The following is a 25,755-nucleotide window of genomic DNA, read 5'->3' as shown; positions in this document are numbered from 1 at the left end:
GCCATGCGTTTTCCCACATTCCGAATATCGGCGGATCGATGATGGAACGACTGTATCGCGGCATGGGCCGCGCGGCGCTCGACAGGGCGTACAACAACACTCGGGCGATTGCGAATTTCCCGGCGGTATTGGCCGATTTCCGCACGCGCAGCGCCGCGCTGTACGAGCGCGTTCGCGGCCGGCGCGACTTGCGCTACGGCGATCGGCCGCGCGAGCGTTTCGACTGGCTTCCCGGCGGCCGCGCGAACGCGCCGACCTTCGTGTTCATTCACGGCGGATATTGGCAGAACTGCGCGAAAGAGGATTTCGCGTTCGTGGCGCACGGGCCGCTCGCACGCGGATTCAACGTCGTGCTGGCCGAGTACACGCTTGCGCCCGACGCGTCGATGACGCAGATCGTCGACGAAATCGGCCGCTTGATCGATCATCTGCGCGCCGATCGGGACGGCCTCGGCACTGCGGGACGGCCGCTTTGCCTGAGCGGGCATTCGGCGGGCGGACATCTGAGCGCGTTGCATCGCGGCCATGCGTTCGTGACGAGCGCGCTCGCGATCAGCCCGCTCGTCGATCTCGAACCGATCAGCCTGTCGTGGCTCAACGAGAAACTGCAGTTGAGCGAGCGCGAAATCGCGGCCTACAGCCCGTTGTGGCACGTCGGAAAGGGCGCGCCGACGGTCGTCGCGGTCGGCGCCGACGAACTGCCTGAACTCGTGCGTCAGGCGGACGACTATACGGCTGCGTGCGCGGCGGCGGGCGAGCCGGTATGGGGCGCCCACGTGCCGGGCTGCACGCATTTTTCCGTGCTGGACGATCTGGTGCAGCCGAACGGCACGCTGATGCGTCTGCTCGACGCGGCCATTGCCGGTTCCGGGCACGGCGGCGACGAGCGGGCAGACGAAGAGCGCCGGTAGGCGCGGCGGATTTACGCGGCGGACATAGGTGGCGGACATAGGTGGCGGACGTAGGCGGCGGAAATAGGCGGCGCAATTAGGCGGCGCAATTAGGCGGCCGACGCGCACGGCGGGCATGCGCGGCGCAGCATCGCGCATCGCGGCCGGCTCGGGCATGGAGCCTTCCCGAGTTGCGCCGCGACGGAACGCGGTTCCGGTTCGCGATCCTTATCGTTGCACCGTTTCCTGCGCTTGCGCGACCGTCCCCGTCGCGAGCGCGAGCGACGCCGCGGCCGACAGCGCGGCGCTGTAGCTGTCCGCGTAAGCGGTCCGCGCCGCAAGCAGGCCGTTCTGCGCGAGCATTGCGTCGGTGATCGATCCGACGCCGTGCCGATACGCGTCGAGCGCGGCGTCGTAGGTCGTCTGTGCGGCGTCGACGAGCGCCGCCGCCGCCGCCTCGTGCGATGCGAGGCTCGTGCGCAGCGCGTTCTGCCCGGCGAGATAGCCGCCCATCGCGGCCGCCGACAGTTGCGGCAGATACGCGGCCTTCGCGATGCCGGCTGCGAGCGCCGCGTTGCGCGCGTCGTTCCAGGCGATGCGCGTCAGCGGATTCGTCGATTCGGCGAGGTCGATCAGCTCGGGCAGCGTGTACGCATGTGCCGGATCGAGCGCCGCGGCGGGCGGCACCTCGGCGAGCGCGCCGTTCGCGGGCAGCGTGTAATCGCCGCGCGCGACGCTCGCCGCGGGCGTCGATGATCCGGGCACGATCGCGCCGGCGACGTCCGTCTGCGGCCGCCACGGGCGATCGGGTGCGTCGGGCGCCATGTCGAGCGATGACGTCGCGCAGCCCGCGAGGCCGGCCACGGCAAGCGCGATCGACAGTGACATCGGATTAAGCGCGCGCATGATTCGTCGGCTCCTTCGATACGTCTCGTTGTCGCGCGGTCTCGGCGAGGCGGGCGAGGCGCGCGTCGATCAGGTTCAGCAGCGTGCGTCGCGGCGCGTCTGCGTCTGCGGTTTCGGTTTCGGCATTGGCTCGGGCTTCGGCTTCGGATTCGGATTCGGATTCGGCTTCGGCATCGGCATGGCGGGTTGCGGCGTCGCTTGCGCCGAGCGCGTGCGGCGTCACGGCGGGTGCGGTGGATGCGGTGGCCGGCGGGGCAGCGTGCGTGTCGGCGGCGTGCGGCGCATCGGTTGCGGCATCGCGCGCTTTTGCATGCGTGTCATCGCCTGCATCGCTTGCATTCGCACTCGCGTCATTGCCCGCATCGCCCGCATTCGCGCTCGCGTCATCGCCTGCATCGCCCGCATTCGCGCTCGTGTCATTGCCCGCATCGCTTGCATTCGCACTCGTGCCGTCGCCCGCATCGCTTGCATTGCGCGCGACGCGGCGCAAGCGCGCATCGACGTCCGCGAGGCCATCCTCGCCCGCTGCGCGTTCGGCGAGCAGGAACAGCGGGCCTTCGAGCGCGTCCAGTTCCGCGAGCGTCCGCCGCCGGCTCGCGACCCGGTCCGGCGGCGGCCGCACCCACGACGGCGCATAGTGGATCAACCCGAGGTCCTGCCGCAGGCTCGCGTGCTGCGCGAGCGCCGCGGCGGTTTGCGTGCGGCGCGAGTCGGCGTCCTTCGCGCGCGCGATGCGCGCCCATTGCGCGACGAGCGCATCGAGCGCGGCGTCGATCCGGCTCGCGATGCTGACGGGCCACACGCGCGTGAACACCAGATACACGACGACATTGCCGAGCAGGATTCCGATCGCGCGGTCGCGCGCGAGCGTCAGATCGAAGCCGGGCGCGGCGCCCTGGATCGCGCACAGGAAGAACGCGAACGCGACCTGCATGCCCGCATACGAGATGCGCGGCGAGCCCATCGCGACCCACGCGGCCGCCCACGCGCCCGCGAACACGAGCGCCGTCAGCTCGCCGGCCGACGTGAGCGCGGGCATGACGAACACGATCGCGGCGGTGCCGAGCAGCGCGCCGACGATGCAGCCCGCGATGCGCAGCGTCAGCTTCTCGTCCGTCTCGGCGGTCGTGCCGAGCGACACCATGTAGCACGTGATGAAGCAGGTGTGGATGCCTTGCCAGTCGAGCTGCTGATACAGCAGATAGCAGAACATCGCGGCGGCGGTCGTCTTTAACGCGTAGCGGATGTGATCGGGATTCGTGCGCGCGTCCGGCTCGAAGAAGCCGCGCTTCGCGACGTCGGCGTCGATCGCCGCGTCGTCGGTCGACGGGTAGCGCGACGAGCGGTGATACGCGTACCCAGCGCGGCCGCGCCGAGCGCGCCGATCGCGAGCGCGATCAGGCGGCCTTTCCACGCGGGTTTCGGATTCACGCCGGCGATCTTCATCAGAATTGTCCCGTGCCGAGCAGCCAGACGAGCACCGCGACGACGAGCCCGATCGCGGTGCAGACGGAAAGCTGATGCGGCACGACGCTTGCCCAGCCGGCCGCGACGAACAGCCGGTGCGCGACGAGCGCGGCCGCCGCGCCGATCACGGCGCTCAGCAGCCAGCGCGGGAAATACGCGCCGAACAGCACGTACGAAGGCGCGCCGCGCGAGCCGCAGCCCTCGAGCGGCGCGCATAGCGCGAGCGTCGCGGCGACGCCCGGTAGCGGAAGCGATTTTCGTTGTTTCATCGAGTTCATGCCCGAGCGTTTGACGTGACGGCGATACGCGCGGCCCGCCGGCATCCTGCGGCACCTGACCGTGCGGCTCTTCCTGCGCGCCCGGCGGGGCGCGTCGCTGCGCCGAGGGCTCGGCGGCGGTTGCGGCACTTGCTGATCTTCGTCGGCACTCCTGCGCGTCGATGCATTGCGTGCCGCGCGCGGCACGCCGCAAAAATTCTAACCCAGAGCCGGGGAGGCGCCGCTCGGCGAGCGTGGCGGACGACGTGCGGTTCGGGCCGCTCGACGGCGATGGCTCGGAGGATTGCCGGAGCGGCATCGAGGCGACGTCGAGGCGGTATCGAGGCGGTATCGAGCCGACGTCAAGGCAACGTTGAGGCGACGTCGGTATCGGCGCGACGCGGGTTGTCGGCGCGATCGCGCGAATGCCGTTCGCCGCGCTGCCCGATGGGCGTCGCGGAGAGGCGAAGTGCGGAATGAAGGAGGCTGCGCGGTTCGTTCGTCATCTTTCCCGTTGCGCACTCATTGTCTTCCTATCGGGGGCGCCGCGTCGGTCTGCTGCGATTGCGCGCAATCGCGCGTCGTCCGCGTCGCTTGCTCGGCGCCGAACGCCTTGATCGCACGCTGGTCCTGCTCGGCGTTCGCCGCGAACGCCGAGACGTCTGCAATCGCGCGACGCCTGAAGCCGCGATGCGCGTCCGGGCGCTGATCGAGTCGAAGCGCGCGGTGAGCGGGCGAGCGTCTGGCCGACGGTGACAGCACCGAGCGCGCGCGTCCGCTCGCACCAACCTCACCGGCCGCACCGACCTCACCGGCCGCATCGACCGCACCGACCGCACCGACCGCACCGACCGCACCGACCGCACCGACCGCACCGACCTCACCGACCTCACCGACCTCACCGACCTCACCGACCGCACCGACCGCGCCAATCGCGTCGTCACCCGTCGCGTCCGTCGCGTCCGTCGTCGCGCGTCGCCGCCCTGGCGCGCGTTCGCCGCGGATAGCCCGATCGGCCGACGCGCGGGCCGCGGCGTGGACTGCACCCGAATGTTCCGGTAAAGTTGGCCGTCGCGTCGGCCCAGGCTGATTGCCCGCGCAACGTTCGTCCATTCGGGCCCGCACGGCGGTCCGGCCGTTCGCGCTTTCGCCGAACGCATGGTGAGCCGTGCCGTCGGCATCGGCCGACCGGCGTGCGACGGCACTTTCGAGAACCGCTGATGGATGAACTCCTCTCTTACTACGAACGGGAACTGGCGTTCCTGCGCCGCCATGTGCGCGATTTCGCCGAGCGCTATCCGAAGATCGCGAGCCGCATGCAGCTCGCGAGCGGCGCCGACGGCAGCAGCGAGGACCCCCAGGTCGAGCGGTTGTTCGAGTCGTTCGCGCTGACAGGCGCGCGCGCGTCGCAGCACATCGAGGACGATTACTCCGAATTCACGAAGGCGTTCGTCGAGGTGCTGTACCCGCATTATCTGCGCGCGTTTCCGTCGTGCTCGATCGCCGCCTTCGACGTCGATGCGAGCCGCGCGGCGCAGATGTCGGCGGCAGTCGTCGTGCCGCGCGGCACGCAGCTGTACAGCCGGCCCGTCAAGGGCGCGAAGATGTTCTTCCGCACTGCCTACGACGTGACGCTGTCGCCGCTGCAAGTGAGCGCGGCGCGCTTTCACGCGATGCCGCAGGCGCCGATGTCGTTCCGGCTGCCGCCGAACGCGGGCGCGCAAATCTCGCTCACGTTCGCGATCCGTTCGCCGCACGCGTGCGTCGCCGACCTGAAGCTCGACACGGTTCGCCTGTACGTGCGCGGCGAGCCGCTGCTGAGCGCCGCGCTGCGCGACGCGCTGTCGTTGCACGCGGTGCACGCGTATGTCGAATCGGCGCAGAGCGGGCGCTGGGCGGCGCTCGGCCGCGTGCCGTTCTCGGCCGCCGGCGTGTCGCGCGACGACAGCCTGATTCCCTGTCCGGACACCGTGCATCCCGCGTATCCGCTGCTCACGGAGTATTTCGCTTTTCCCGAGAAGTTCGGCTTCTTCGATTGCGATCTGCGTGAGGCCGGGCGGCTCGGCGGACGGCAATTCACGCTCCATTTGCTGCTGAAGGACATCCCGGCCGATTCCGCGAAGGCGAGCGTGCTCGAATCGCTGAGCGCCGAGCACGTGCGGCTCGGATGCACGCCGGTGATCAACCTGTTCGAGACGTCCGGCAAGCTCGGCGCGCAGCCGGGCGCGGCGTCGGGCACGCACATGTATCCGCTCGTCGTCGACAAGCAGAATGCCTACGCGTACGAGGTCTATTCCGTCGACGCGGTGACGCAGGTCGAGGACACGCCGCAGGGCGAGCGGATCACGGCGTTCCGGTCGCTCCATGCGCTGTACCACGGCGGGCACGCGGCGCGGGCGTCGTCGTACTGGCGCATGCGGCGCGACGCGCTGATCGCGAGAAGCGAGCCGGGGCACGAACTGTCGCTCGGCTTCGTCGACGGCGCGCTCGACCCGGTCGCGCCGCCGCCCGGCGTCGACTTCAAGCTCACGTGCAGCAATCGCGACTTGCCGGAGCAACTGCCGCACGGCGCGCCGGGCGGCGATCTGATGATGGAGGGCGGCACGCTCGCGAGCCGGATCAGCCTGCTGCAGCGGCCCACGCGGCCGCTTCGTTTGCGCGACGACCGCGGCGCGCTGTGGCGCCTGATCTCGCAACTGTCGCTGAATTCGCTGCTGCTCGCGGGCGGCGCCGGCGCCGTGCGCGACATGCTGAAGCTTCACGACCTGCAGGAGTCGCCGGCTACCGTCCGGCAGATCGCGGGCATCGTCGACGTGTCGCAAAAACCCGTGACGGCGTGGGTATCCGAGAAGCCGTTCGCGAGCGTCGTGCGAGGGCTCGAGATTCGCATCACGGTCGACGAAGACTGCTTCGCCGGTACGGGCGTCCACACGTTCGCGCAACTGATGGATTGCCTGCTGAGCCAGTACGTCGCGCCGAACGGCTTCACGCAGCTCGTGCTCGTGTCGAGCCGGACGGGCGACGCGCTGTGCCGGCGTGCGCGCCGCTCGGGCGGCGGATTTCTGATCTAGACGCGCGACGCAGCCGCGGCGCACGCGCGGCCGGCTTCGGCGTGCTCAGGCGGCGGCTGCGAGATCCGGCCCGATCGGCTCGGGCGTGACGAGCATGACGCCGCGCGCAGCCGGATCGCCGATCGACGCCGCGAACGTCGGCTGCCGTTCTTCGTTCGCGCGCCAGCCGGCCACAGCGAGCGCGCCGAGCGCGAGTGCCGCGCCGCTTTCTCCGTTCGCGACGCCGAGATGCCGGCAACGTTCGCGGCCGTCGTCGGGCCAGGTTCGCTCGACGACGCCCGCGATTTCGGTGCGGCTGCCGCCGCGCTGGTTGGCGTCGCTCACGAGCCCGCAGCCGGACAGATCGAGCTCGGCCGATGCGGTCTGCGTGCGCGCCGCGTCGAGCAATTGCGCGAGCGTATCGGATTGCGGCTCGGCCGCCGCGTCGCCTGCGGCGCGGGAGCGAGCCGCGACGAGCCGGTGAATGCGCGGCGCGTCCGTCGCATCCGCCGACGCGGGATGCGCGAGCAGCAGCGCGCAGGCGCCTTCGCCCGGAACGCGGCCGTTCGGCCGGTTGTGTCCGTACAGGCTGCCGTTGTCGTCGAGCGCGCGCACGGTCGCGTCGCTCAGTGACGAATCGCACGCGAGCACGACATGGCGCGCATCCGACGGCTGGTGATGGAGCGACACGATCAGTTCGTCGACGATCGTCCATGCCTGCACCGGGTCCGCGATCATGCGGGTCTGCACGCGCTCGACGCCCGGCATCCAGCGTTCGCGCGCGACGTGCGCGTCGAGCCACGCGGCGAGCGTGGCCGCCACCGGCTGCCAGCGCTCGGGCAGCAGCAGATGCAGCTTGAGCGGCTCGGCAACGCGGGATGCGCCGCCCGTCGACAGCACCGCGTGGCGCTCGAGCAACTCGTCGAGCGCGTCGGCGGCGAGCATCAGCGCGCGCCAGTGCTCGTCGTTCAGCGCGGCGCCCGTGCCGGGCGGCAGCAGGCTTTCGTCGAAGTGGTCGAGCGAGACCGACGCCACGCCGCTCGCGAACACGCCCGCGCCGTCCGGGCGGCGCAGCTCGGGGTGCAGGCCGACGGCGGTTTCGTTGCGGGCGGCGTCGTCGGCTTCAGCCGTCGTCGCGCCCGTCGGAAATCTCACGCTGCTATCGAGCAGCGCGAGCGTCCACCTGCGCTGCGCCGCTTCGTCCGCGGCCGGTGCGGCATGGGCGGCATGGGCGGCGTGCGCGCCATGGGCGGACGCCGCCATGGCGACGGCCTGCGATGCGGCGGCGGGTGCTTCACGCAGCCGGCCGACGGCCTTGCGCGCCCACGCGACGCACGCGGCGAGCAGCGACGGCAGCGCGATGCCGTACACCAGCAGCTCCGTCCCGCTCGGCGGGTGATACGTCGCTTTCCAGTAAACGATCGTCGCGATCCAAACCAGAACGAATACCGCGGCCACGAGGGCCGTCTTGCTCAACCACGCGCGCTGCTTCATGCGATTCCCCGTCGATGCATTCGTCACGCCGCGTCGCCGCCCGTGTTCGACTGGCTCGCGATGAGCGCCGCGCCGCAGGCTGTCCGGTAGCCGTCGCGCGCGACGCCTTCGTTGTCGATGATCATCGTGTCGTCGCCTTCGACGATGTGGTTCGATCCGTGGATCGGACACGAGACCTTGTCGTTGCGTCGCGCGATGCCCTTGCCGTGGATCGCGGACGTCGCGGCCGCCGTCGTGACGGTGCCGCCGTGGCTGTGCTTGTCGCCGAGCACGATGAACGGGCGTGCCATGGTGTGGTCTCCTTCGGGACGCTCGGCGGGCGTGCGTCGAGCGGGTCGGTTTCCGCCCGCGCTCGGCGCGGGCGGGGCCGATTTTACCGGCTAATCGCCATTGGCGACGATATCGGAATTTGGCTGGCGGAATTAATTACCTCGACGGCAATATTTACTGAGCGACATTGGAAATCGTCCCGTTCGCGGCAGTACGAAACATTTTCATTTTGAGATAGCGCCCGGTTGCGCGTTTTTGCTCGGGTTTCGTATCGGTGTCCTATAGCCTAGCGCCGCCGCGTAATTTAAAATAGTGCGCGATAAATGGGGGACCTACCGTCCGGCGGCCTTGGCGGCGGGGCGCGTCCCGGTGATTCGGCAAGCCGGATCGCATCGCGCGCAATCGGGGTTTGGCTACGCTGCATTATCGCGATCGTTCGAGGGTGGTGATCGCGCTGCGCAGTGGTTTTATCCGTTGTCCCGTTTTCGTTGCAACGAGCCGTATTCAAAAAATAGTCGAACTCCGAGAGAGCGGGATTCTCATGAGCGTGATCACGCAATTCACGTCGCTTTTCAGCGCTGCCAATTGTCTCTATTCCCTCGAAGGCCCGGGCGAGCTCGCGTCGCTGCAGATCGAGCGCTGGGCGGGCCGCGAGACGCTCTCCGAGAATTTCCAATGGGACGTCTACGCGCTCGCGACCGATCCCGGCCTCGACCTCGAGGCGATGCTCGGGCAGCGCGTGACGATCCGCACCGCGCTGCCGCACGGCGCGAGTGCCGTGCGCAGCGGGCTCGTCGCGCAAGCCGAATGCATCGGCTATGACGCCGGCCTCGCGCGCTATTACCTGCAGCTCGTGCCGTGGCTCGCCGCGCTCGCGCACGGGCGCGACGAGCGTACGTTCGTCCGGCAGGGCGTCGCGGACGTGCTCGGCGCGGTGTTCGCGCCGTACGGCGCGATCGCCCGCTGGCGCTTCACGGCGGACGCGAACCAGCGCGTCGCCGAACTCGGCGCGCGCGACTACCGCGTGCAATACCGCACCCATACGCATTTCGATTTCGTTCGGCACGTGCTGGCCGAAGCGGGGCTCGGCTTTTGCTTCGTCGAAGACGCGGATGCGCCGGCCGGCCACGCGATGCTGATTTTCGACGACAGCACGCAACTGCCCGAGGACGAGACGTCCGCGCGCGCGGGCGGCGTGCCGCAGCGCCTGAGCGGGACGGCGACGGAACCGGACGACGTGATCGTCGGCATCGGGCAGTCGCTGTCGCTGAGCGCGGATCGCGTCACGCTGATCAGCAGCGACTACCGCAGCAACCAGTCGACGAGCGCGACGGCGAGCCTCGGCAATCCGGCCGGATCGCGCGAGCTGTACGACGACGTTGGGCCCGAAGCGTTCGACAGCCTGCGCGAAGCCGAAGACACCGCGCGCCGGCACGCGGAGGCGATCGTTTCCGCGGCGCGCTTCTGGACGGGCTACAGCACGTTGCGCACCGCGCGCGTCGGCCGCGCGCTGCGCATCGCGGGCGCGACGTGGCGCATGCCGCGCGGCGGCGCGCAAGCGCCGGATGCGTTCGTGCTCACCCGCATCGACGAGGTCGGCGTCAACAATCTGCCCGCGACCGTGATGGAGCGCGTCGAGCGCGGCCTCGGCCCGCTGCCGCTCGCGGATCTCGACGCGCGCGTGCTCGGCCAGGCGAAGGCGGGCGGCTACGCGAACCGGTTCGACGCCGTGCCGCGCGAGCAGGCGTGGCGCCCGACACTCGACGACGGCACCGGCCAGCGGCTGAATCCGGCGCCGACGGCGCTCGGCGCGCAGACGGCGATCGTCGTCGGGCCGCAGGGCGAGCCGCGGCCGGGGGCGACGGGGCCGGTCCACACCGATGCGCAGGGCCGGCTGCGGCTGCGCTATCACTGGCAGGCGGACGGCGATTCGGGCACGTACCCGACGCGCGCGATGCAGCGCCTCGCGAGCCAGGGGCACGGGTTGCAGCAGACGCAGCGGATCGGCCACGAGGTGCTCGTGCAGTTCGTCAACGGGCTTGTGCATCGGCCGATCGTGCTCGGCGGGCTGTTCAACGGGCGCGGCGAAGGCGGCGAGGCGCCGACGCCGGGCGGCGAAGCGGGGCAGCCGCTCGACGAATCGGTGTATGCGCAGGCGGGCGATCACGCGACGAGCGCGCAAGGCAATCTCGCGGGCGGCCACAGCCCCGCGTGGCACGGCGCGGGCGGCGGCGCGAAGCGCCACCGTCACGCCGGCGCGCTGTCCGGCTTCAAGAGCCAGGGCTTCGACGGCCAGGGCCACAACCAGCTCGTCGCGGACGATACCGACCGCATGGGCCGCATGCAGATGGCGACGACGCACGCGGCGACGCAGCTCAACATCGGCCACCTGCGCCATCAGGCCGACAACTATCTCGGCAGCTTTCGCGGGCAGGGCGTCGAGCTGCGTTCGGACGCATACGGCGCGCTGCGCGGCGCGCGCGGCATGCTGATCTCCAGCTATGCGCCGACGGGGCCGTCGCAACCGGCGGGCGACGTGTCGGCGCTGCGGTCGCTGCTCGGCCAGCAGGCGACGCTCGCGAAGCTTCTCGACCAGGCGGCCGATACGCACAAGACCCTGCCGTTCGCCGCGCAGCGCGGCGCGCAGCAGGCCGGGCAATCGTCGATGAACGACGCCGCCGCGCCGCTCGACGCGCTCAAGAAGAGCCTCGCGACGACGGTCGGCGCGGACGGCTACGCGCAAGCGGCGGCCGACGCGTCGAGCCGCTCGGCGGGCGACGCGCTGCCCCATACGGGCGACGCGGTGCTCGGGATCGAAGCGAAGGGCGGCCACGGATTGCTCGCCGGCCAGTCGCTGCAATGGGCGGCGGGCGAGACGCTGACGGTCGGCAGCGGCAACGACACGAACCTCGCGGTCGGTCGGACGCTGCGCCTCCACAGCGGGCAGGGGATCGGCTGGCTTGCCGGCGCGAGCGCGGCGAGCGGCGTCGGCATGAGCGTGATCTCCGGCAAGGACGATCTGACGCTGCAGGCGCAGCATGACGCGATCGCGCTGCGCGCGCGCGACGACCTGAAAGTGGCTTCCGTCGGCGCGGACGTCGAGATCGCGGCGAGGCAGACCGTGCACCTCGCGGTCAGCGGCGGCGCGCATCTGACGATCGAAGGCGGCAACGTCACGTTCGGCTGCCCGGGCTCGCTCGTCGTGCACGCGGCGCAGCATACGTTCGTCGGCCCGGATCAACTGGATGCCGCGCTGCCGCAGTTTCCCGAGAAGGTGTGCGTCGAGTGCCTGAAGCACGCGATGCAGTCGGGCAGCGCACTGGCCGGCAAGGCGGTTTGAGCATGACGGCCGAGATATTCGACTGGATCGATCCGTACCCGGCGGGCGCGTTGCCGCGCCTGCGGCAAGTGCTCGACGCGCCGTCGGCCGAGGGGCGCTGGTATGCGCTCGTCGACATGGGTTTCTCGCCGTCGCTGCGCGATGCGCTCGCGGCGCTGAATCCGAACGGCACGGTCGTCGCGCTTTACGAAGGCGTCTACGACGGCGAAGGTCTGGTGGAAATCTCGCCTTGCCTGATGCCGCTGCCGGACGACGCGCAGCCGCGCGAAGAAGTGTGCGCAGGCTTGCTGCGCGAGACCGACGGCCGGCCGATGTTGAGCTTGCTGCGCGCCGCGCACGGCATCGATGCGCTCGCCGCGCATTTGCGCGGGCAGATGGAGGCGCGCGCCGAAGACGACGAAGCGTTTCTCGTGCGGCTCGCGGATACGCGCTGCGTGCCCGCGTGGGCGGGCGTGCTGACGCAGGCGCAGCGCAATCGCTTTTTTGCGGGCATCGATGCGTGGTGGCTGTTCGATCGCGCGGCGTCGCTCGTCGAGCTCGATGTCGCGCCGGTTGGCGGCGAGATCGCGTCCGACGGCGGCGACGTCGAGCCGTATCGCCTCGACGCCGATCAGATCGCGGCGCTCAGGCAGGCGTCGAAGATCGACACGCTGATTTTTCACGTGCGGCAGCGGCCGGAAAGCTTCGGACGGCTCACGGCGACGCCTTCGCAGGCTCATGCGTGCGTGAGCGAAGCGTGGGCGAAGGAAGGCGTGCCGCCGTCGGCCGGCGCGCGGGCGGCGCTCGATGCGCTCGAGGCGGCGGGATGGCTCGTGCCGCCGGTCGAAGCGTCGGCGTAGTCGGGGTGGGTGAATCGTGAGGCGGAGCGAGAGGTCGGGAGGGCGAGGAGCGGTGCGGTCGTTCATGCGAGCCCAGATTCGACGTGTGACATCGGTGGCGCTTGGGCGTCGGTCGATGGATGCGGTTGCCCTGTTGTTGCTCTTGCTGGCGCTGTTGGGGAGTGTCGCGGCTTGCTCGCGTGCGGGGAGCGATGCGTCGCTGGAGGCGGGAGGGAAAGGCGAGGCCGTGTCGCAGGCGGATGACGACATGATGAGCCTGAAGCTGAACGCGTTGAACTACACGGAAATCCCCATTGGTCGGTTTTATGTCGATGGCACCTGGGGAGGTAATGTTCCGTCGCGTATTGGAAGCGGTGGAGGGCGAATTATCTGTTGCGTATCGTTGCCCAACAAATGGCGTCCCGGGCTGACCGTGACTGTCGAATGGCGCAACGACGAGATGTTCGCGAAAGATCCGAAATCGATAGCGGGTCGCGTGGTGCCGGTCGAGAAGTACGAGTACTTTTCCGACGGATTCTTGTGGGTGCTGTTTTTACCGGAGGACCGGATCAAGGTGTACGCGTCGCAATGGATGCCCGGCTTTCCGGGGTTCCCGGAAGGGCTGCAAGCGCCGAACGAGGCGTGTCCGGGCCACTTCACGCTGAGGAACGATGATCCGCGCTGCCCTCATCCGGATAAGAGAATCAAGTCATGAATTTGCACTTTGGCCCGATGAAGGTTTTTATTAGATTGACCATATTCCTGATTGTGTTTCTGGCCGGCGCGGGTTGCTCGCGGGCGACAGATCGAACGTCAGTCGACGAGGGGGAGGAGGCGCTCTCACAGTCAGGGGGCGATGCGATGAGTTTGAAATTGAATGCGCTTAACTATACCGATATCCCAATAGGTACGTTTTACGTAGATGGTACGTGGGGCAGCACAGTCGCATCGCGCATAGGGAGCGGTGGGGGACGAGTTATATGCTGTGTATCTTTACCAACTAAATGGCGTCCTAGGCTGACGGTAACGGTGCAATGGCAAGATGACAATCTGTACAAAAAAGCCACAAATGCGATGGCGAGCCGGGTGATACCGGTTGAGAAATACGATTACTTCTCCGACGGATTCCTGTGGGTGCTGTTTTTTCCGAACGACAAGATCAAGGTGTATGCGTCGCAATGGATGCCCGGCTTTCCGGGGTTCCCGGAAGGGCTGCAAGCGCCGAACGAGGCGTGTCCGGGCCACTTCACGCTGAGGAACGACGACCCGCGTTGCTCTCATCCGGATAAGAGAATTAAGTCATGAATTTGCACTTTGGCCCAATGAAGACTTTTATCAGATTGACCATATTCCTGATTGTGTTTCTGGCCGGCGCGGGTTGCTCGCGCGCAACAGACAGGGCAGCCGTTCCCCTCGCTACGGAACGTGAAGATGTCACTCAGTCGGAAGACGACATGATGAGTTTGAAGTTGAATGCGCTTAACTATACCGAGATTCCAATCGGCAGATTTTATGTCGATGGGACGTGGGGAGGGAATGTCCCATCTCGAATTGGTAGTGGTGGTGGCAGAATTTTTTGTTGCGTTTCCTTGCCGAATAAATGGCGCCCTGGGCTGACTGTCACAGTCGAGTGGCGCAATGACGATATGTTTAAAAAAGATCCTAAGTCGATAGCAGGTCGTGTTGTACCTGTCGAAAAATACGAGTATTTTTCGGATGGATTTTTATGGGTATTATTTTTTCCGGGCGATAGAATTAAAGTATATGCATCACAGTGGATGCCTGGATTTTCTGGTTTCCCGGAGGGGTTACAGGCGCCAAATGAGGCTTGCCCGGGAAATTTCACGATACTGAACAGTGATCCACGTTGTCCGATTCCCGATAAAAGGATCAAGCCATGAGCATTCGTTTCGCTTCTGTCGAGCGTCCTGATGCTAATGTCGTCACGAAGGAAGAGCAGGACGCGATTCTGCGCAGACTCCAATCTGACGATGGCATGAGTTGCTGCAAGACACTGCACGTTGGGATTTTTTTTGATGGCACACGCAATAATGCGGATCGTGACAGAACCGGGCAAAAGCATAGCAATGTGGCTCGTCTGAGTGATACTTTTCCTGCCGACAGATATCACTATCGCATCTACGTTGCAGGAGTCGGTACTCCTTTTACTGACCAGATCGGCGATTACGGTGTCGGATTGCAAGCGGCGGCAGGTGCGGCAGCGGGATGGGCAGGGGAAGGGCGTATCAATTGGGCACTTTTGCAAATTCACAACGCATTACATACCTACGTTTACGGTAACTCGTTAACCGTGGCGTTAGGAAAAAAGGATAAGGAAATCGTAAAATCGATGAGCCTCGACATGAATTTCAAGGGCATCGATCTTGGCGGCACACCACCTAAACCGGGAAGCGCAGGCGACATCAAATTGCGCGCGAATTCTGGTGTGGGGGCGCTCAAGCTGATTGCTGCCGAGCAGAATGGCGTCGAATTGACTTGGGATTGGGATTCGAATTGGGCGCAGCTCAAGGACGAGTTGGATTCGTCGAAGTGGAATGCAGCCGTGCAAGATTGGGACAGCAAGCGCCGCAAGGTATTGCTGGATCGTCGTACCCAGTTAAAAGAGCGCATCGGTGATCTGCTGGTCAAAGGAAAGCCGAAGCTGCAACGCATTCGGCTGTACGTATTCGGATTTTCGCGCGGCGCAGCGGAGGCGCGCACTTTTTCGAATTGGCTTGCTGACGCACTCGATCCCGATTTCAGTTTGTGCGGGGTGCCGGTTTCATACGATTTTCTCGGCATCTTTGATACGGTCGCATCGGTTGGCATCGCTCAGAGCGCCGCTGCAACCTTGTTCGACGGACATGGGGGATGGGGGCGCAAGGAATTGATGGCCGTGCCTTACTACGTGCGCCGTTGTGTGCACATGGTGGCCGCACATGAACCTCGTGGATCATTTCCACTCGATCTTATCGATTGTTCGATGGACGGCCGTGAGGAGATCGTCTACCCGGGCGTTCACTCGGACGTCGGCGGCGGCTATGGGCCAGGCGAACAGGGGCGCGGTCAGGACGATGCCGACAAACTTTCGCAAGTCCCGCTGCTTGATATGTACCGGGAAGCACGTAAGGCAGGTGTGCCTTTGGATATCCAGGGACCAGGTATCGGCGCGGACGTCACCGCTTCATTCAAGATTTCAGCAGGACTAAAACAATCTTTCGAAGCCTACGTAAAAGCGAGCGAGAACTACTACTACGAGAAGGACCACGGCACTCCTGGCCTGATGCGCTGCCATTACGGCTTGTATCTTCGTTGGCGCAAGATGCGGCTCAAGGACATGCGCGCGCAGCCGAGCTTCAAGGCTGCGCAGGCAAGCTACCCGCAAGATGCAGCGGATTTGGACAGCGCGAATGCGGAGTTGAAGGAGGAATGGGACGATCTGCTGGAGGTCGAGAAAGCCGGCGGCCCGACGGTCACCCGATACGTGAAGAAGTTTGTTACGAAATGGGCCAGCGAGAATCCGAAAACAGCCGCTGTTGTCTCCACGTCACTACTTCCGGCCGCGGCCGCTGCTGAAGTTTTCATTCCGGGGGCCACCCCTGCGACCGTGCTATTCGGCGACAAAGTGGTCAAATTGGTGCAAGCCCAACTCAATGAGAAGTGGGAGCAGTGGCAACAAGTTCGCAGCGACTGGAACATGGACCCTCCCGAAGCGCCGATCAGCGTGCTGTACGACAACTACATGCACGATTCGCGCTCTTGGTTCAAGCCGCTGGGCGACGACGACGACGTGTGGAACCATAAGCAGATTCAGGAGATTAAGGCCAAGCAAGCCGACTTCGAACGTGCGCACGCTGCCTGGAAAAAACGTGTAGAAACGGGCATGCCCGGCCCGTGGCAGATTACGCAAGCGATGGGCGTGGGTTCCACGGGATTGGGGCCCGTCGGTGGGCTTCCGCCCGAGCCCGAGCCCCGCTCCCCCCTCACCGCGCCGCAAGCCGACCTGCTGAAGCGCTACGACGCCGCGATGCAGTCGGCCAAGCAGGCGCGCGCCGCGAAGGACCCGAGCGCGCCGACGGACAGCGCCGTGCTCACCGACCCGAAGGTGACGGGCGGCCTCGCGCTGCAAACGAGCGGCCGCGAGTTCTATTTCCTGTGGGGCTTCCTGCGCTGGCGGACCGTGTTCGTGAACGGCGTGCGCTGGGATCAGCCGCGCGTGCCGACGATGCAGGAGGAAATGGAGGGCATGCGGATGCAGATGCAACGCCAGGTCGACATGAAGGGCATCGGCGTGCTGTTCCAATGAACGAACGCATGCGAATGGTCGGCGACCGCGCGCCGGGCGAAGCCAGCGCAATGACGCGCATCGAACGCAATCGCCGAGCGCGAACGCACACGAGTACCGGGAACTGACATGGATTTAGTCGCAGCATTGACGGGCTATTCGCAAACGACTCGCCACATCCGGATCGATACCGCAATGCCGGGCGCGTTCGTCGTCGAACGCTTCCACGGGCGCGAGGGCGTCGACGAATCGTTCCGCTTCGAGATCGACGTGCTGTCGAGCGAGCCGTATCTCGACCTGACGCCGCTCATCGGCCACGCGGCGCGGCTGCGGATTGCGACGGGCGCGGGCGAGCGAAGCTGGAACGGTTACGTCACGCATGCGGCATACGCGGACAGCGACGGCGAGATCACGCGCTATCGCATCACGATGGAGTCGTGGCTCGCGCTGCTGCGCCTGCGCCGCAATTGCCTGTATTTCGTCGACGTCGATACGAAGGACATCTGCGAGCGTGTGTTCGGCGACTATCCGGAAGCGCATCGGCGCTACGAGCTGAAGGAGCCGCTGCGCAAGTTCAGCCTGCGCGGCCAGTATCGCGAGACCGACGACGCGTTCGTGCTGCGCCAGCTCGCCGAAGCGGGCCTGTCGCTGCGGATCGAGCATGCGCAGGACGCGGGCAAGGACGCGTCAGGCGACCACACGGTCGTCGTGTTCGATCGTCGCGCCGAGTTCCCGCGCGGCAGCGCGATTGCGTACCGCCATCAGGACGTCGGCGATCCGGACGGCGTGATCACGCAATTCTCCGAGCGCCATCAGATGGTGCCGGACCGTGTCGTCGCGACGAGCTGGAAGGCGGACGAATTGCTCGCGCTCGCCGGGCACGCGCAGCGGCAGCCCGATGACAAGGCGCCGGTGCTGCCCGTGCGCGAAATCTACGACGGCCAGCGCGCCGGCCGCTTCGAGACGATCGACGACGCTCAGCGCTTCGCCGAGCAGCGGCTCGACGCGCTGCGCCTGCCGAAGCTGATTCATTACGGAGCGGGATCGTCGCGCACGCTCGAGATCGGCAAGGTCCACACGCTCACCGGCTATCTGGGCAAGGCGATCACGTTCGTGCCGCTGTCGATCGAGCACGAGGCGGTCAACAATCTCGGCGCAGACATCGGCGCGCTGCTCGGGCGCGGCGAGCTCGACAAGGGGCTGTACCGCAACCGCTTCGTCGCGGTGCCGGAGGGCACGGCGATCGTGCCGCCATATCGTGAACGGCCGACCGTGCACGGCGTGCAGACGGCGATCGTCGTCGGCGAATCCGGCAGCCGCGTCAGCAGCACGCGCGATCATCAGGTGCGCGTGCAATTTCCGTGGATGCGCGGCGCCGCGCCGCTGCCGGGCGGCCTGACCGACACCGCGAGCCGCTCGAACCCGGCGGGGCATGCGCCGGGCGACCATCGGTCGGGCGTGCTCGTGCGCGTCGCGGAATCATCGGCCGGGCCGAATTTCGGGCATGCGTTCACGCCGCGCGTCGGTGCGGAAGTCGTGATCGGTTTCGAATCGGGCAACATCGACATGCCCGTCGTGCTCGGGCAGGTCTACGGCGGACGCGTGCAGCCGCCGTTCGCGGCGGGCGAAGGCAGCGACGCGAATCATCCGGGCACGCTCACGGGCCTGCAGACGCAGACGCTCGACGGCCAGTCCGGCAGCCGCTGGGTGATGGACGACGCCGCAGGGCAACTGCGGCACGAGCTGAGCAACTCGACCGCGAACAGCCGCCTCGCGCAGGGCTATCTGATCGAGCAGCAGGGCTCGGTGCGCGGCGCGTATCGCGGCGAAGGGTTCGAGCTCGCGACGCAGGGGTGGGGCGTCGTGCGCGCGGGCGAAGGCGTGCTCGTGTCGAGCACCGCGCGGCGGCTCGCTACGTCGACGCAAATGGACGTCGCGCAAAGCGTCGGGCAATTGAAGCAGGCGGTGCAGACCGCGCAGGGCATGAGCGAAACCGCTGCCGCCGCGCACGCGCGCGAATTGGCCGCCAATGCCGCGCAAGCGGATTTCCTGAAGGCGATCGATCCCGCGCAAGACGGCAAGTACACGGGCGCGGTCAACGGGCAGAGCGCGACGAAGGCGAGCGGCTCGCAGCGCGACGGCGGCGATCCGGTCGAGCGCTTCGCCGTGCCGGCGGTGCTGATGGAGTCGCCGGAGAACATCGTGCTGACGACGCCGCACAGCGCGGCGTCGTATGCGGCGCAGCACGTGCATCTGACCGCGCAGGGCGATGCGCACGTGGCGGCCGCCGCGACGGTCGCGGCTGCGTCGGGCGATGCCGTGAGCCTCTACAGCGCCGCGGGCGGGTTGAAGGCGATCGCGAGCGACGGGCCGGTGAGCGTCGAGGCGCACACGTCGACGATGGAGATTCTCGCGGACCAGTCGGTGCGCATCGTATCGACCGACAACCGCGTCGACGTGCTCGCGAAGGATGCGATCGTGCTGCAGCAGGGGCCGAACCGGATCACGCTGAAGGGCGGCGACATCACGGTCGAGACGCCGGGGCAGTTCCTCGTGAAGTCGGGCGCGCATCCGTTTCCGGGGCCCGCGTCGGAGAGCGTGTCGCTGCCGCCGCTGCCGATTCCCGCGCCGCTCGCGCTGTTCGACGAACAGATTCGCTTCGTCAACGAAAACGGCGAGCCGCTCGGCAACGTCGCGTACAAGCTGAAGCTCGCCGATGGCTCGACCGTGTCGGGCGTCACTGACGACAACGGGAGAACCGAGCGCGTGTCGACGGACGGACCGACGTCGATTCAGTCGGCGACGCTCACGCCGACGCAGGTCGTCGACTGCTGCGGGAGAACGTCGGATGTGCCGCCGCCGTCGGTGAAGGTCGACATCAAGGGAATCGGGACCAACAACATGCTGGTGGGCAGTTCGGAGAAATCGGTCACGGTCAAGGGCGAGAGCCGGCCGCTGACCGAGGGCGAGATCGAGATGGCGAAAACCGTGTTCCAGGACAGCATCGATTACAGCGCGGTGCGCGTGCACAAGGGCAGCTATTTCTGGTTCAACTTGCAGAGCAAGCATACGGCCGTGACGCCGAACAACAACATGTATTTCCTCGAGGAGGATTTCGAGGAGGATTTTTCAGTCTCCAAGAAAGACGGGCCTTCCAAATTCGGTTGGTTCATGCACGAGATGACGCACGTCTGGCAACATCAGCGAGGATATGCGGTGCGCTGGCATGCGCTGACGGTCACGATTCGAGGACAGGGGGCATACGAATACAAAATCGAACCCGGCCAAGTATTTCGCGATTTCAACATGGAGCAGCAAGGCAATATTGTGGCGGATTACTATGCGCTCATCGTTATGGACAGCTACGTCGATGTATTTTCCGCTACGCCTGGAAGCAAGAATCAAATGAGACAGGTTATTGCTCCTTTTTTACAGGATCCGAAGGATGCGTCGAATCTTCCGAAATAGCGTTATATTCGTATTGTCGATCTGTTGCATTTCATATGCTGCGGCGATGTCGAAGGGGCCGATTCGTATCGCACTGAAGCGAATCAATGGAAAGCCGGTGGCTTGTATTCCTGCAGACGATAACGGAGGCGGGCAATCGGTACGTCTCTACGTCGCGGGAATCAGTAGGGCGACAGGGCCAACTACTCCGGCCGTGATCTATTGGGGCATCAAAGCGTCGGACGACGAGCAGCCCGTCTATTTGAAACGCGGCGAATGCATTGTGTACGGCCAGACGATGCCAGGGATGACATTGAAGACGCCGCCGAGGTCATTCGATGTCGACAAGTGGTACAACTTCTCGGTCATCACGTCCGACGAACACGGGACCACGATATACAGGGGTGGGTTCTGCGTGCGCCCGACGCCGGACGGCGGCGGGCGCGTCGTGTTGCCCGAGGAGGATCAGGATCCGTGCCCGAGCGGAAAATAGCCGCATGAGCGTCTCTCTGAACCCAGCGCAAGCAGTGGTGGCGCATATACGGATACGAGTCGCTCGGCGTCACGTGGATTTCTTGCGTGGTTTAGCGATCCGACGTCGCGTCAGCAGGGCTTGTACGCGCCGCGTTCGCATCCACTTCGCCATCGGAAGCAAGCCATCACGTCGCCGATCGGTCGCTCATGTCGACAAACCCTTGAGCATGCATAGAGTTCTTCTGGAATGCTTGATGGGTATTGTGTCGTGCGCCGATTTTGCGTCGGCTATGGCAATGTCAAAAGGCCCGATTAGGCTCGATGTCATGCGGATCGATGGAAAGCCGGCTGCTTGCCTTCCGAGGCGAGATGAAGATGGGAAATCCGAAATGCGGCTTGGCTTCATCGGAGTGAGCAGAGCGACAGGACCTGTCAGTCCAGATGGTCGTCTACTGGCAGGCCGGAGTGCCGGCCAACGCTCCTCCCGTGTATCTGAAGCGCGGCGATTGCATCGTTTACGGTCAATCGATTCCCGGGGCAACGGTGCCGACGCCACCGAAGCGGTTCGATATCGGCAAGTGGTGCAACTTCGCGGTCATGCCCGGAGGGAAGGCTGAGGAGCCCATATATAGAGGAGCCTTCTGCATATCCGGGAAGCAGGGCGATGGTGGGCGCGTCGTGTTGTGTTCTGAAAATAAGGATTCGTGCTCGAACGGAAGATGACGGTGTGCGCATCGGCCGGATATGCAACTCATGATATTCGATAACGTTGCATGCCCCACGCGTTCGATGCTGACTCCGCGTTGCGGGTGCGTGGATGTGGCGATCCGTGCGCGCCGTCCCGATGAAGGCATCGAACATTTACATGTTGAACGGACTATCGATGAATTTCCGCACCCACGTCTCTCGCTTCCTGCAGTGGCCCGCATTGCTTCGTTCGCGTGTGTCCGCACGCGCGTTCGTTCGCGGGGCAACGGCGCACGAGCGCGCCGTGGATAGCGAGCGCCGCGAACGGCGAGCAATGCGGACATCATGCGCATCGGCAGCCGAGGAGACGAGCGCGCATACGCGCAGCGACGAACAACCCGTGCCCCGAGTCGCAAGAGCACGTGGCGCCGCGCCCCAATACATGAACCCGGCCCCGCGGATCGTCGCGCGCCCGGCCCACTGAACGGACAAGCCATGTCGATCCCAACTGACGTTCTGCAAGCACTCTTCGGCGGCTGGTCGCAGCACGACCGTTTCCTCTGGATCACGACGCCGCTCGGCGCGAACGCGCTCGTCGCGGAGAGCCTGCACGGCTGGGAAGCGCTCGATCACGGCGGCTTCCGTTTCCAGCTCACCGCGCTCGCCGAGAACCCGTCGCTACCGCTCGCGCAATTGATCGGCGCGCCGATCCTGATCGAGTGGCAGGCGGCGCAAGGGCGCGATGCGCGCCGGCCGTTTCACGGCCACGTGATCGCCGCCGAACTGATCGGCTACAACGGCGGCCTCGCGCGCATGCGGCTCGTCGTCGAGCCGTGGCTCGCGCTGCTGCGCCAGCGCATCGACAGTTACAACTATCTGAACGCGAGTGTCGTCGAGATCAGCGAACAGGTGTTCCGCCGTTACATGCGCGGCGCGATCGCGCCTGCATGGCGGTGGGCGCTCGCCGATGCGACGAAGTACCCGAAGCGCAGCCTGACCGCGCAGGCTGGCGAATCCGATTTCGCCTTACTCGAGCGGCTCTGGGCCGAGGAAGGCATCTTCTACTGGTTCGAGCACGAGGGCGATCCGCGCGCGTCGAGCCTCGGCAAGCACACGCTCGTGCTTGCCGATTCGAACCAGCGTTTCGCGCCCGACGAACCCGAGATCGTCGGCTTCCACCAGACGAGTGACGACGATCCGCAAGGCTGCATCCAGCACTTCATGCATGCGCGGCGCTGGCGGATCGGCAGCGTCGCGCGCGCGAGCTGGGATCATCGCAGCCTGTCGACGCGGCCGACGGGCGCGCGCGCGAGCGGCGCGGTCGTGCCGGGCGAGGATCGCGACGTCGCCGGCCCGTATGCGTTCCAGACGGGCGCGATCGGCGATCGGCGCGCGCAGCAGCAACTCGACGCGCAACGCGTGGCCGCGCTGCAAAGCGAAGGCCGCAGCACGCGGCGCGATCTGCGCCCGGGGCTGCGTTTCGCGATCGCGCATCATCCGACGCTCGGCGCGTCGGACGCGCTCGTCTGCCTGCGGGTCGAGCATTCGGCGCGCGCGAACGTCGATGCGACGGTGCGCAGCGCGATCGAGCAACGTCTCGGCACGATCCCTTCGATGACCGGCGCCGCGCCCGCACTGCGCGGCGCGGCGAACGCGCTGCACGCGGCGCTTGGCGTCGACACGCATCATGGCGGACAGCTGACGCTCGATGACGCCGTTTATCGCAATCGCTTCGTCGCGCTGCCCGTCGAGCAGGCATACCGGCCGCTTGCCGCATCCGGGCACGGCGCGCGCGCGCATCCCGTCGCCGTGATGCCGGGCGCTCAGACGACGATCGTCGTGGGCTCGGGCGATCCCGTTCACACCGATCGGGATCACCGGATACGGATTCAGCATCACGCGCAGCGCGGCCAGCAAGCGGCGAGCCGCGAGGACCATCCGCATGCGGCGAACGCGCCGGCGGACCGGAGCGCCGGCACGTGGACGCGCGTGCTGACGCCTGTCGGCGGCGACAACTGGGGCGGCGTGAGCGTGCCGCGCATCGGGCAGGAAGTGTGGACCGAGTGGCTCGAAGGCCAGCCCGATCGACCGGTCGCAGTGGCCGCGCTCTACAACGGTCAGGGCAACGCCGACGCGCAGCACAACGCGCAAGCGGGCGGCCCGAGCGGGAGCACCGGCAACGCGGCCGCGTGGTTTGCGGGCAATACGCATGCGGCCGTGCTGACGGGCTTCAAGACCCAGGACATGAGCATGAGCCAGCAAGGCACGGGCGGCTACCGGCAGTTCATGCTCGATGACACCGCGGGCCAATCGAGCGCGCGCCTGTACACGACCGATCGCAATAGCGGCCTCACGCTTGGGCACATCAAGCAGACCCAGGACAACCAGCGCCAGGCCGATCGCGGCTACGGCGCGGAACTCGCGACGGATGCGGCCGGCGCGCTGCGCGGCGGCGCGGGGCTTTTGATCAGCACGGCGCCCGGCGTGAGCCAAATGGACGCGAGCGCGCCGAGCCAGGTGCTCGCGCAACATCGGCAGACATTGCAAAGCCTCGCGGAGCTTGCGCAGAAGCATGGAGCCGAGCCGGGCAACGGTACGGCAGTGCAGGCGCCGAGCGCAGCGGATACGCCGCCTGCGTCGACGGGCAACGCGGGCAACGCGGGCGGCGCGGCGGGCAAGTCGTTGCCGGCCGTCGAGGGCGTCGAGCGGAGCCGCGAGGCGATCGGCGTGACGCGCGAGGGCAGCGGTGGCGGCGATGCGACGGGCGGCGGGAGCGGCAGCGCAATCGCATGGAGCAAGCCGCATCTCGTCGCGCACGGCGAGGCTGGGCTCGTTGCGATGTCGGCGAAGAGCCACGTGTGGGTGTCGGGCGCTGAAACTGTGCTGAGCGCCGGACAGGACGTGCAGTTGACGGCGAAGGGCAAGACGAGCGTTGTCGCGAATCATGGCGTTTCGCTGTATACGCAAGGCGCTGCGGGCGGCGGGCGGCCGGTGGCGGGGCAAGGCATCGCGTTGCATGCGGCGACGGGCTCGGTGAGCGTCCAGGCGCAGAACGCGGGCAAGCTGAGCGCGAGCGCGCAGAAGGCCGTGACGGTCGCGAGCGCGCAGGGCAGCGCTTCCGTGCAGGCGCAGCAGCGTGTGTTGCTGACCGCGGCGAAGGCTTATCTGAAGATGGAAGGCAACGACATCGTGGTCGGCGCACCGGGACGCGCGGATTTCAAGGCGGCGGCGCATCAGTTGACGGGGCCGAAGAGTGCGAGTGCTCAGAATGCGTTGGGCAAGGGTGCGTCGAAGGACTGTCCGCAGACGATGAGCGACATGGTTTCTTCCAGTGCCGCATTCGCGGATCTATAAGTCATGGTTCGAGAACAGATGCTTTCAGAGCCGCGAGCGAGCGACGCGATTGCGGGCCGCGAATCGGCTTCGCCCGAGGACGCGCTGTTGGGGCAACTGCAGCAGCGATGCGCGGCGCAAGGCGGCGCCACGCGCATCGTGTTGCTGATCGGGCCGGCGATGCTTCAGGAGGCAGACTCCGAAGTATCGAAGGCGCTGCGCGCAGATGGCGCACATTCGACGCTCGACGTGCAACTGCGTCCGGGGCAGATTGATTCGGATTATTGGCCGTCATTGGTCGAGCTGGATTTCATGCGTCAGCATTCGATCGACGCGTGTCGCATCGCACTGCGAGCGGCCTTGGAGGATTGGCGGCCGGGTGCGCTGGCCGAGGGGCGAGGCCATCGTATCGGCGCGCTGTTGTTCGGCGATGCGTCATTGGCGGAAATCGCGCATCACATCGCGAACGTGGCGATTCAGCAGCGTTCCGATCGACCGGGGCAGAGACTGCTGGCGTTGGCCGACCCGGCGGCTTTCGAGGGCGTATGGCGGGTGTGTCGCGACGATCAACGTTGCCGCCTGCTGGGCCCCATTGCCAGATGGTGCACCGTGGATCGCTGGGGACAACTGACGGATCACGCATGCGCGATTGCGGGCGAGCGCGCTCCGGCGCGAGGCCGCTTCGTCGGGTTCGACGACGCGCAGTGGATGGCGTTGTCCGATGTCAGGCCGATCAATCGTGCGTGGATGCGCATGCGCGCGGACGGCGGTGTCGTTCGACGTGAAGACTTCGCCCGCATGCCGGACAGTTTGCTTCGTGCGCGGCGATATGGCTTGAGCGATCCGGCCGATCTGGAATTGTTCGCGTTTCACGCACTCGAGTCGGGGCCGGACTTCGATTTGCATCCGTTGATGCAGACGTTGCTGCGCGCGCGTCCGGAGGGCGTCTACTACAGTCGCGCCGTCGCCGAGCTGGACGACGCGCAGTGGGACGAGATTCGCGAGGCTCGCCGAGCCGCGCCCATCAATTGATCAAG

At 66.5% G+C, this 25,755-nt stretch carries 17 protein-coding genes and 2 pseudogenes; 13 read left to right on the top strand and 6 right to left on the bottom strand.

Going from position 1 to position 25,755, the window contains the following annotated elements; translation table 11 throughout:
* The first annotated feature begins 41 nt into the window (after window positions 1–41).
* Window positions 42–911: an alpha/beta hydrolase gene (locus WS91_RS23525; protein ID WP_059671139.1), complete on the top strand. Its 870-nt coding sequence runs from the start codon at window positions 42–44 to the stop codon at window positions 909–911.
* 207 nt (window positions 912–1,118) lie between these two features.
* Here the strand turns inward: WS91_RS23525 and WS91_RS38240 are convergent, their stop codons facing one another.
* The 4 genes and pseudogenes from WS91_RS38240 to WS91_RS36225 all read right to left on the bottom strand — a co-directional run bounded on the left by WS91_RS38240 (window position 1,119) and on the right by WS91_RS36225 (window position 4,633).
* Window positions 1,119–1,796 carry a hypothetical protein gene (locus WS91_RS38240; protein WP_059671138.1) on the bottom strand — a complete coding sequence of 226 codons (678 nt, stop codon included), beginning with the start codon at window positions 1,794–1,796 and terminating at the stop codon, window positions 1,119–1,121.
* Window positions 1,783–3,084, bottom strand: a pseudogene (locus tag WS91_RS38235) (FUSC family protein); the annotation flags it as partial. The pseudogene WS91_RS38235 and the gene WS91_RS38240, both read right to left, overlap by 14 nt.
* 157 nt (window positions 3,085–3,241) lie before the next feature.
* A complete protein-coding gene (locus tag WS91_RS23510; protein WP_059583179.1) occupies window positions 3,242–3,532 on the bottom strand; it encodes a hypothetical protein in 291 nt (96 codons plus the stop codon).
* A gap of 510 nt (window positions 3,533–4,042) precedes the next feature.
* Entirely contained in the window at window positions 4,043–4,633 is a 591-nt protein-coding gene (locus tag WS91_RS36225; protein WP_156432450.1) for a hypothetical protein, read from the bottom strand.
* A gap of 107 nt (window positions 4,634–4,740) precedes the next feature.
* On the opposite strand from WS91_RS36225, the gene tssF reads away from it, so the two are divergent.
* Window positions 4,741–6,591: a type VI secretion system baseplate subunit TssF gene (gene tssF, locus WS91_RS23505; RefSeq protein ID WP_059582965.1), complete on the top strand. Its 1,851-nt coding sequence runs from the start codon at window positions 4,741–4,743 to the stop codon at window positions 6,589–6,591.
* A 45-nt stretch (window positions 6,592–6,636) separates the two neighbouring features.
* On the opposite strand, the gene WS91_RS23500 is transcribed toward tssF, so the two are convergent.
* Both WS91_RS23500 and WS91_RS23495 read right to left on the bottom strand, forming a co-directional pair.
* Complete coding sequence (locus tag WS91_RS23500) at window positions 6,637–8,064, bottom strand: hypothetical protein (RefSeq protein WP_059671137.1); 1,428 nt, start codon at window positions 8,062–8,064, stop codon at window positions 6,637–6,639.
* A gap of 23 nt (window positions 8,065–8,087) precedes the next feature.
* Complete coding sequence (locus WS91_RS23495; RefSeq protein ID WP_059582968.1) at window positions 8,088–8,354, bottom strand: PAAR domain-containing protein; 267 nt, start codon at window positions 8,352–8,354, stop codon at window positions 8,088–8,090.
* Between the two features lie 521 nt (window positions 8,355–8,875).
* Here WS91_RS23495 and WS91_RS23490 point away from each other — a divergent pair.
* The 11 genes and pseudogenes from WS91_RS23490 (at window position 8,876) to WS91_RS23450 (ending at window position 25,750) form a co-directional block, all read left to right on the top strand.
* Window positions 8,876–11,674, top strand: a complete 2,799-nt coding sequence (locus WS91_RS23490) for a type VI secretion system Vgr family protein (RefSeq protein ID WP_059671136.1) — start codon at window positions 8,876–8,878, stop codon at window positions 11,672–11,674.
* A 2-nt stretch (window positions 11,675–11,676) separates the two neighbouring features.
* A complete protein-coding gene (locus WS91_RS23485) occupies window positions 11,677–12,513 on the top strand; it encodes a DUF4123 domain-containing protein (protein WP_059671135.1) in 837 nt (278 codons plus the stop codon).
* A gap of 115 nt (window positions 12,514–12,628) precedes the next feature.
* Window positions 12,629–13,207 (top strand): DUF3304 domain-containing protein, encoded by a 579-nt coding sequence (locus WS91_RS23480; RefSeq protein ID WP_059671134.1) that lies wholly within the window; start codon window positions 12,629–12,631, stop codon window positions 13,205–13,207.
* Window positions 13,204–13,797 carry a DUF3304 domain-containing protein gene (locus WS91_RS23475; RefSeq protein WP_059671133.1) on the top strand — a complete coding sequence of 198 codons (594 nt, stop codon included), beginning with the start codon at window positions 13,204–13,206 and terminating at the stop codon, window positions 13,795–13,797. The genes WS91_RS23480 and WS91_RS23475 overlap by 4 nt, the downstream gene beginning before the upstream one ends.
* Window positions 13,794–14,393 carry a DUF3304 domain-containing protein gene (locus tag WS91_RS34330; RefSeq protein ID WP_081989889.1) on the top strand — a complete coding sequence of 200 codons (600 nt, stop codon included), beginning with the start codon at window positions 13,794–13,796 and terminating at the stop codon, window positions 14,391–14,393. Before WS91_RS23475 ends, WS91_RS34330 begins: the two co-directional genes overlap by 4 nt.
* Window positions 14,390–16,798: a T6SS phospholipase effector Tle1-like catalytic domain-containing protein gene (locus WS91_RS23470; RefSeq protein ID WP_059582980.1), complete on the top strand. Its 2,409-nt coding sequence runs from the start codon at window positions 14,390–14,392 to the stop codon at window positions 16,796–16,798. The genes WS91_RS34330 and WS91_RS23470 overlap by 4 nt, the downstream gene beginning before the upstream one ends.
* 108 nt (window positions 16,799–16,906) lie before the next feature.
* Window positions 16,907–20,245: a type VI secretion system Vgr family protein gene (locus WS91_RS23465; protein WP_059671132.1), complete on the top strand. Its 3,339-nt coding sequence runs from the start codon at window positions 16,907–16,909 to the stop codon at window positions 20,243–20,245.
* Window positions 20,223–20,717 (top strand): hypothetical protein, encoded by a 495-nt coding sequence (locus WS91_RS23460; protein WP_059582987.1) that lies wholly within the window; start codon window positions 20,223–20,225, stop codon window positions 20,715–20,717. Before WS91_RS23465 ends, WS91_RS23460 begins: the two co-directional genes overlap by 23 nt.
* A gap of 208 nt (window positions 20,718–20,925) precedes the next feature.
* Window positions 20,926–21,421: pseudogene (locus WS91_RS37565) on the top strand (hypothetical protein).
* Between the two features lie 459 nt (window positions 21,422–21,880).
* Complete coding sequence (locus WS91_RS23455) at window positions 21,881–24,739, top strand: type VI secretion system Vgr family protein (RefSeq protein WP_059671131.1); 2,859 nt, start codon at window positions 21,881–21,883, stop codon at window positions 24,737–24,739.
* 3 nt (window positions 24,740–24,742) lie between these two features.
* Window positions 24,743–25,750, top strand: a complete 1,008-nt coding sequence (locus tag WS91_RS23450; protein WP_231752074.1) for a hypothetical protein — start codon at window positions 24,743–24,745, stop codon at window positions 25,748–25,750.
* Window positions 25,751–25,755: the final 5 nt, after the last annotated feature.

This window comes from Burkholderia sp. MSMB1498 (genome assembly GCF_001526245.1).
GTDB lineage: Bacteria > Pseudomonadota > Gammaproteobacteria > Burkholderiales > Burkholderiaceae > Burkholderia > Burkholderia savannae.
The sequence above is the reverse complement of the archived record's forward strand: the minus strand, read 5'-3'. Positions and strand labels throughout refer to the sequence as shown.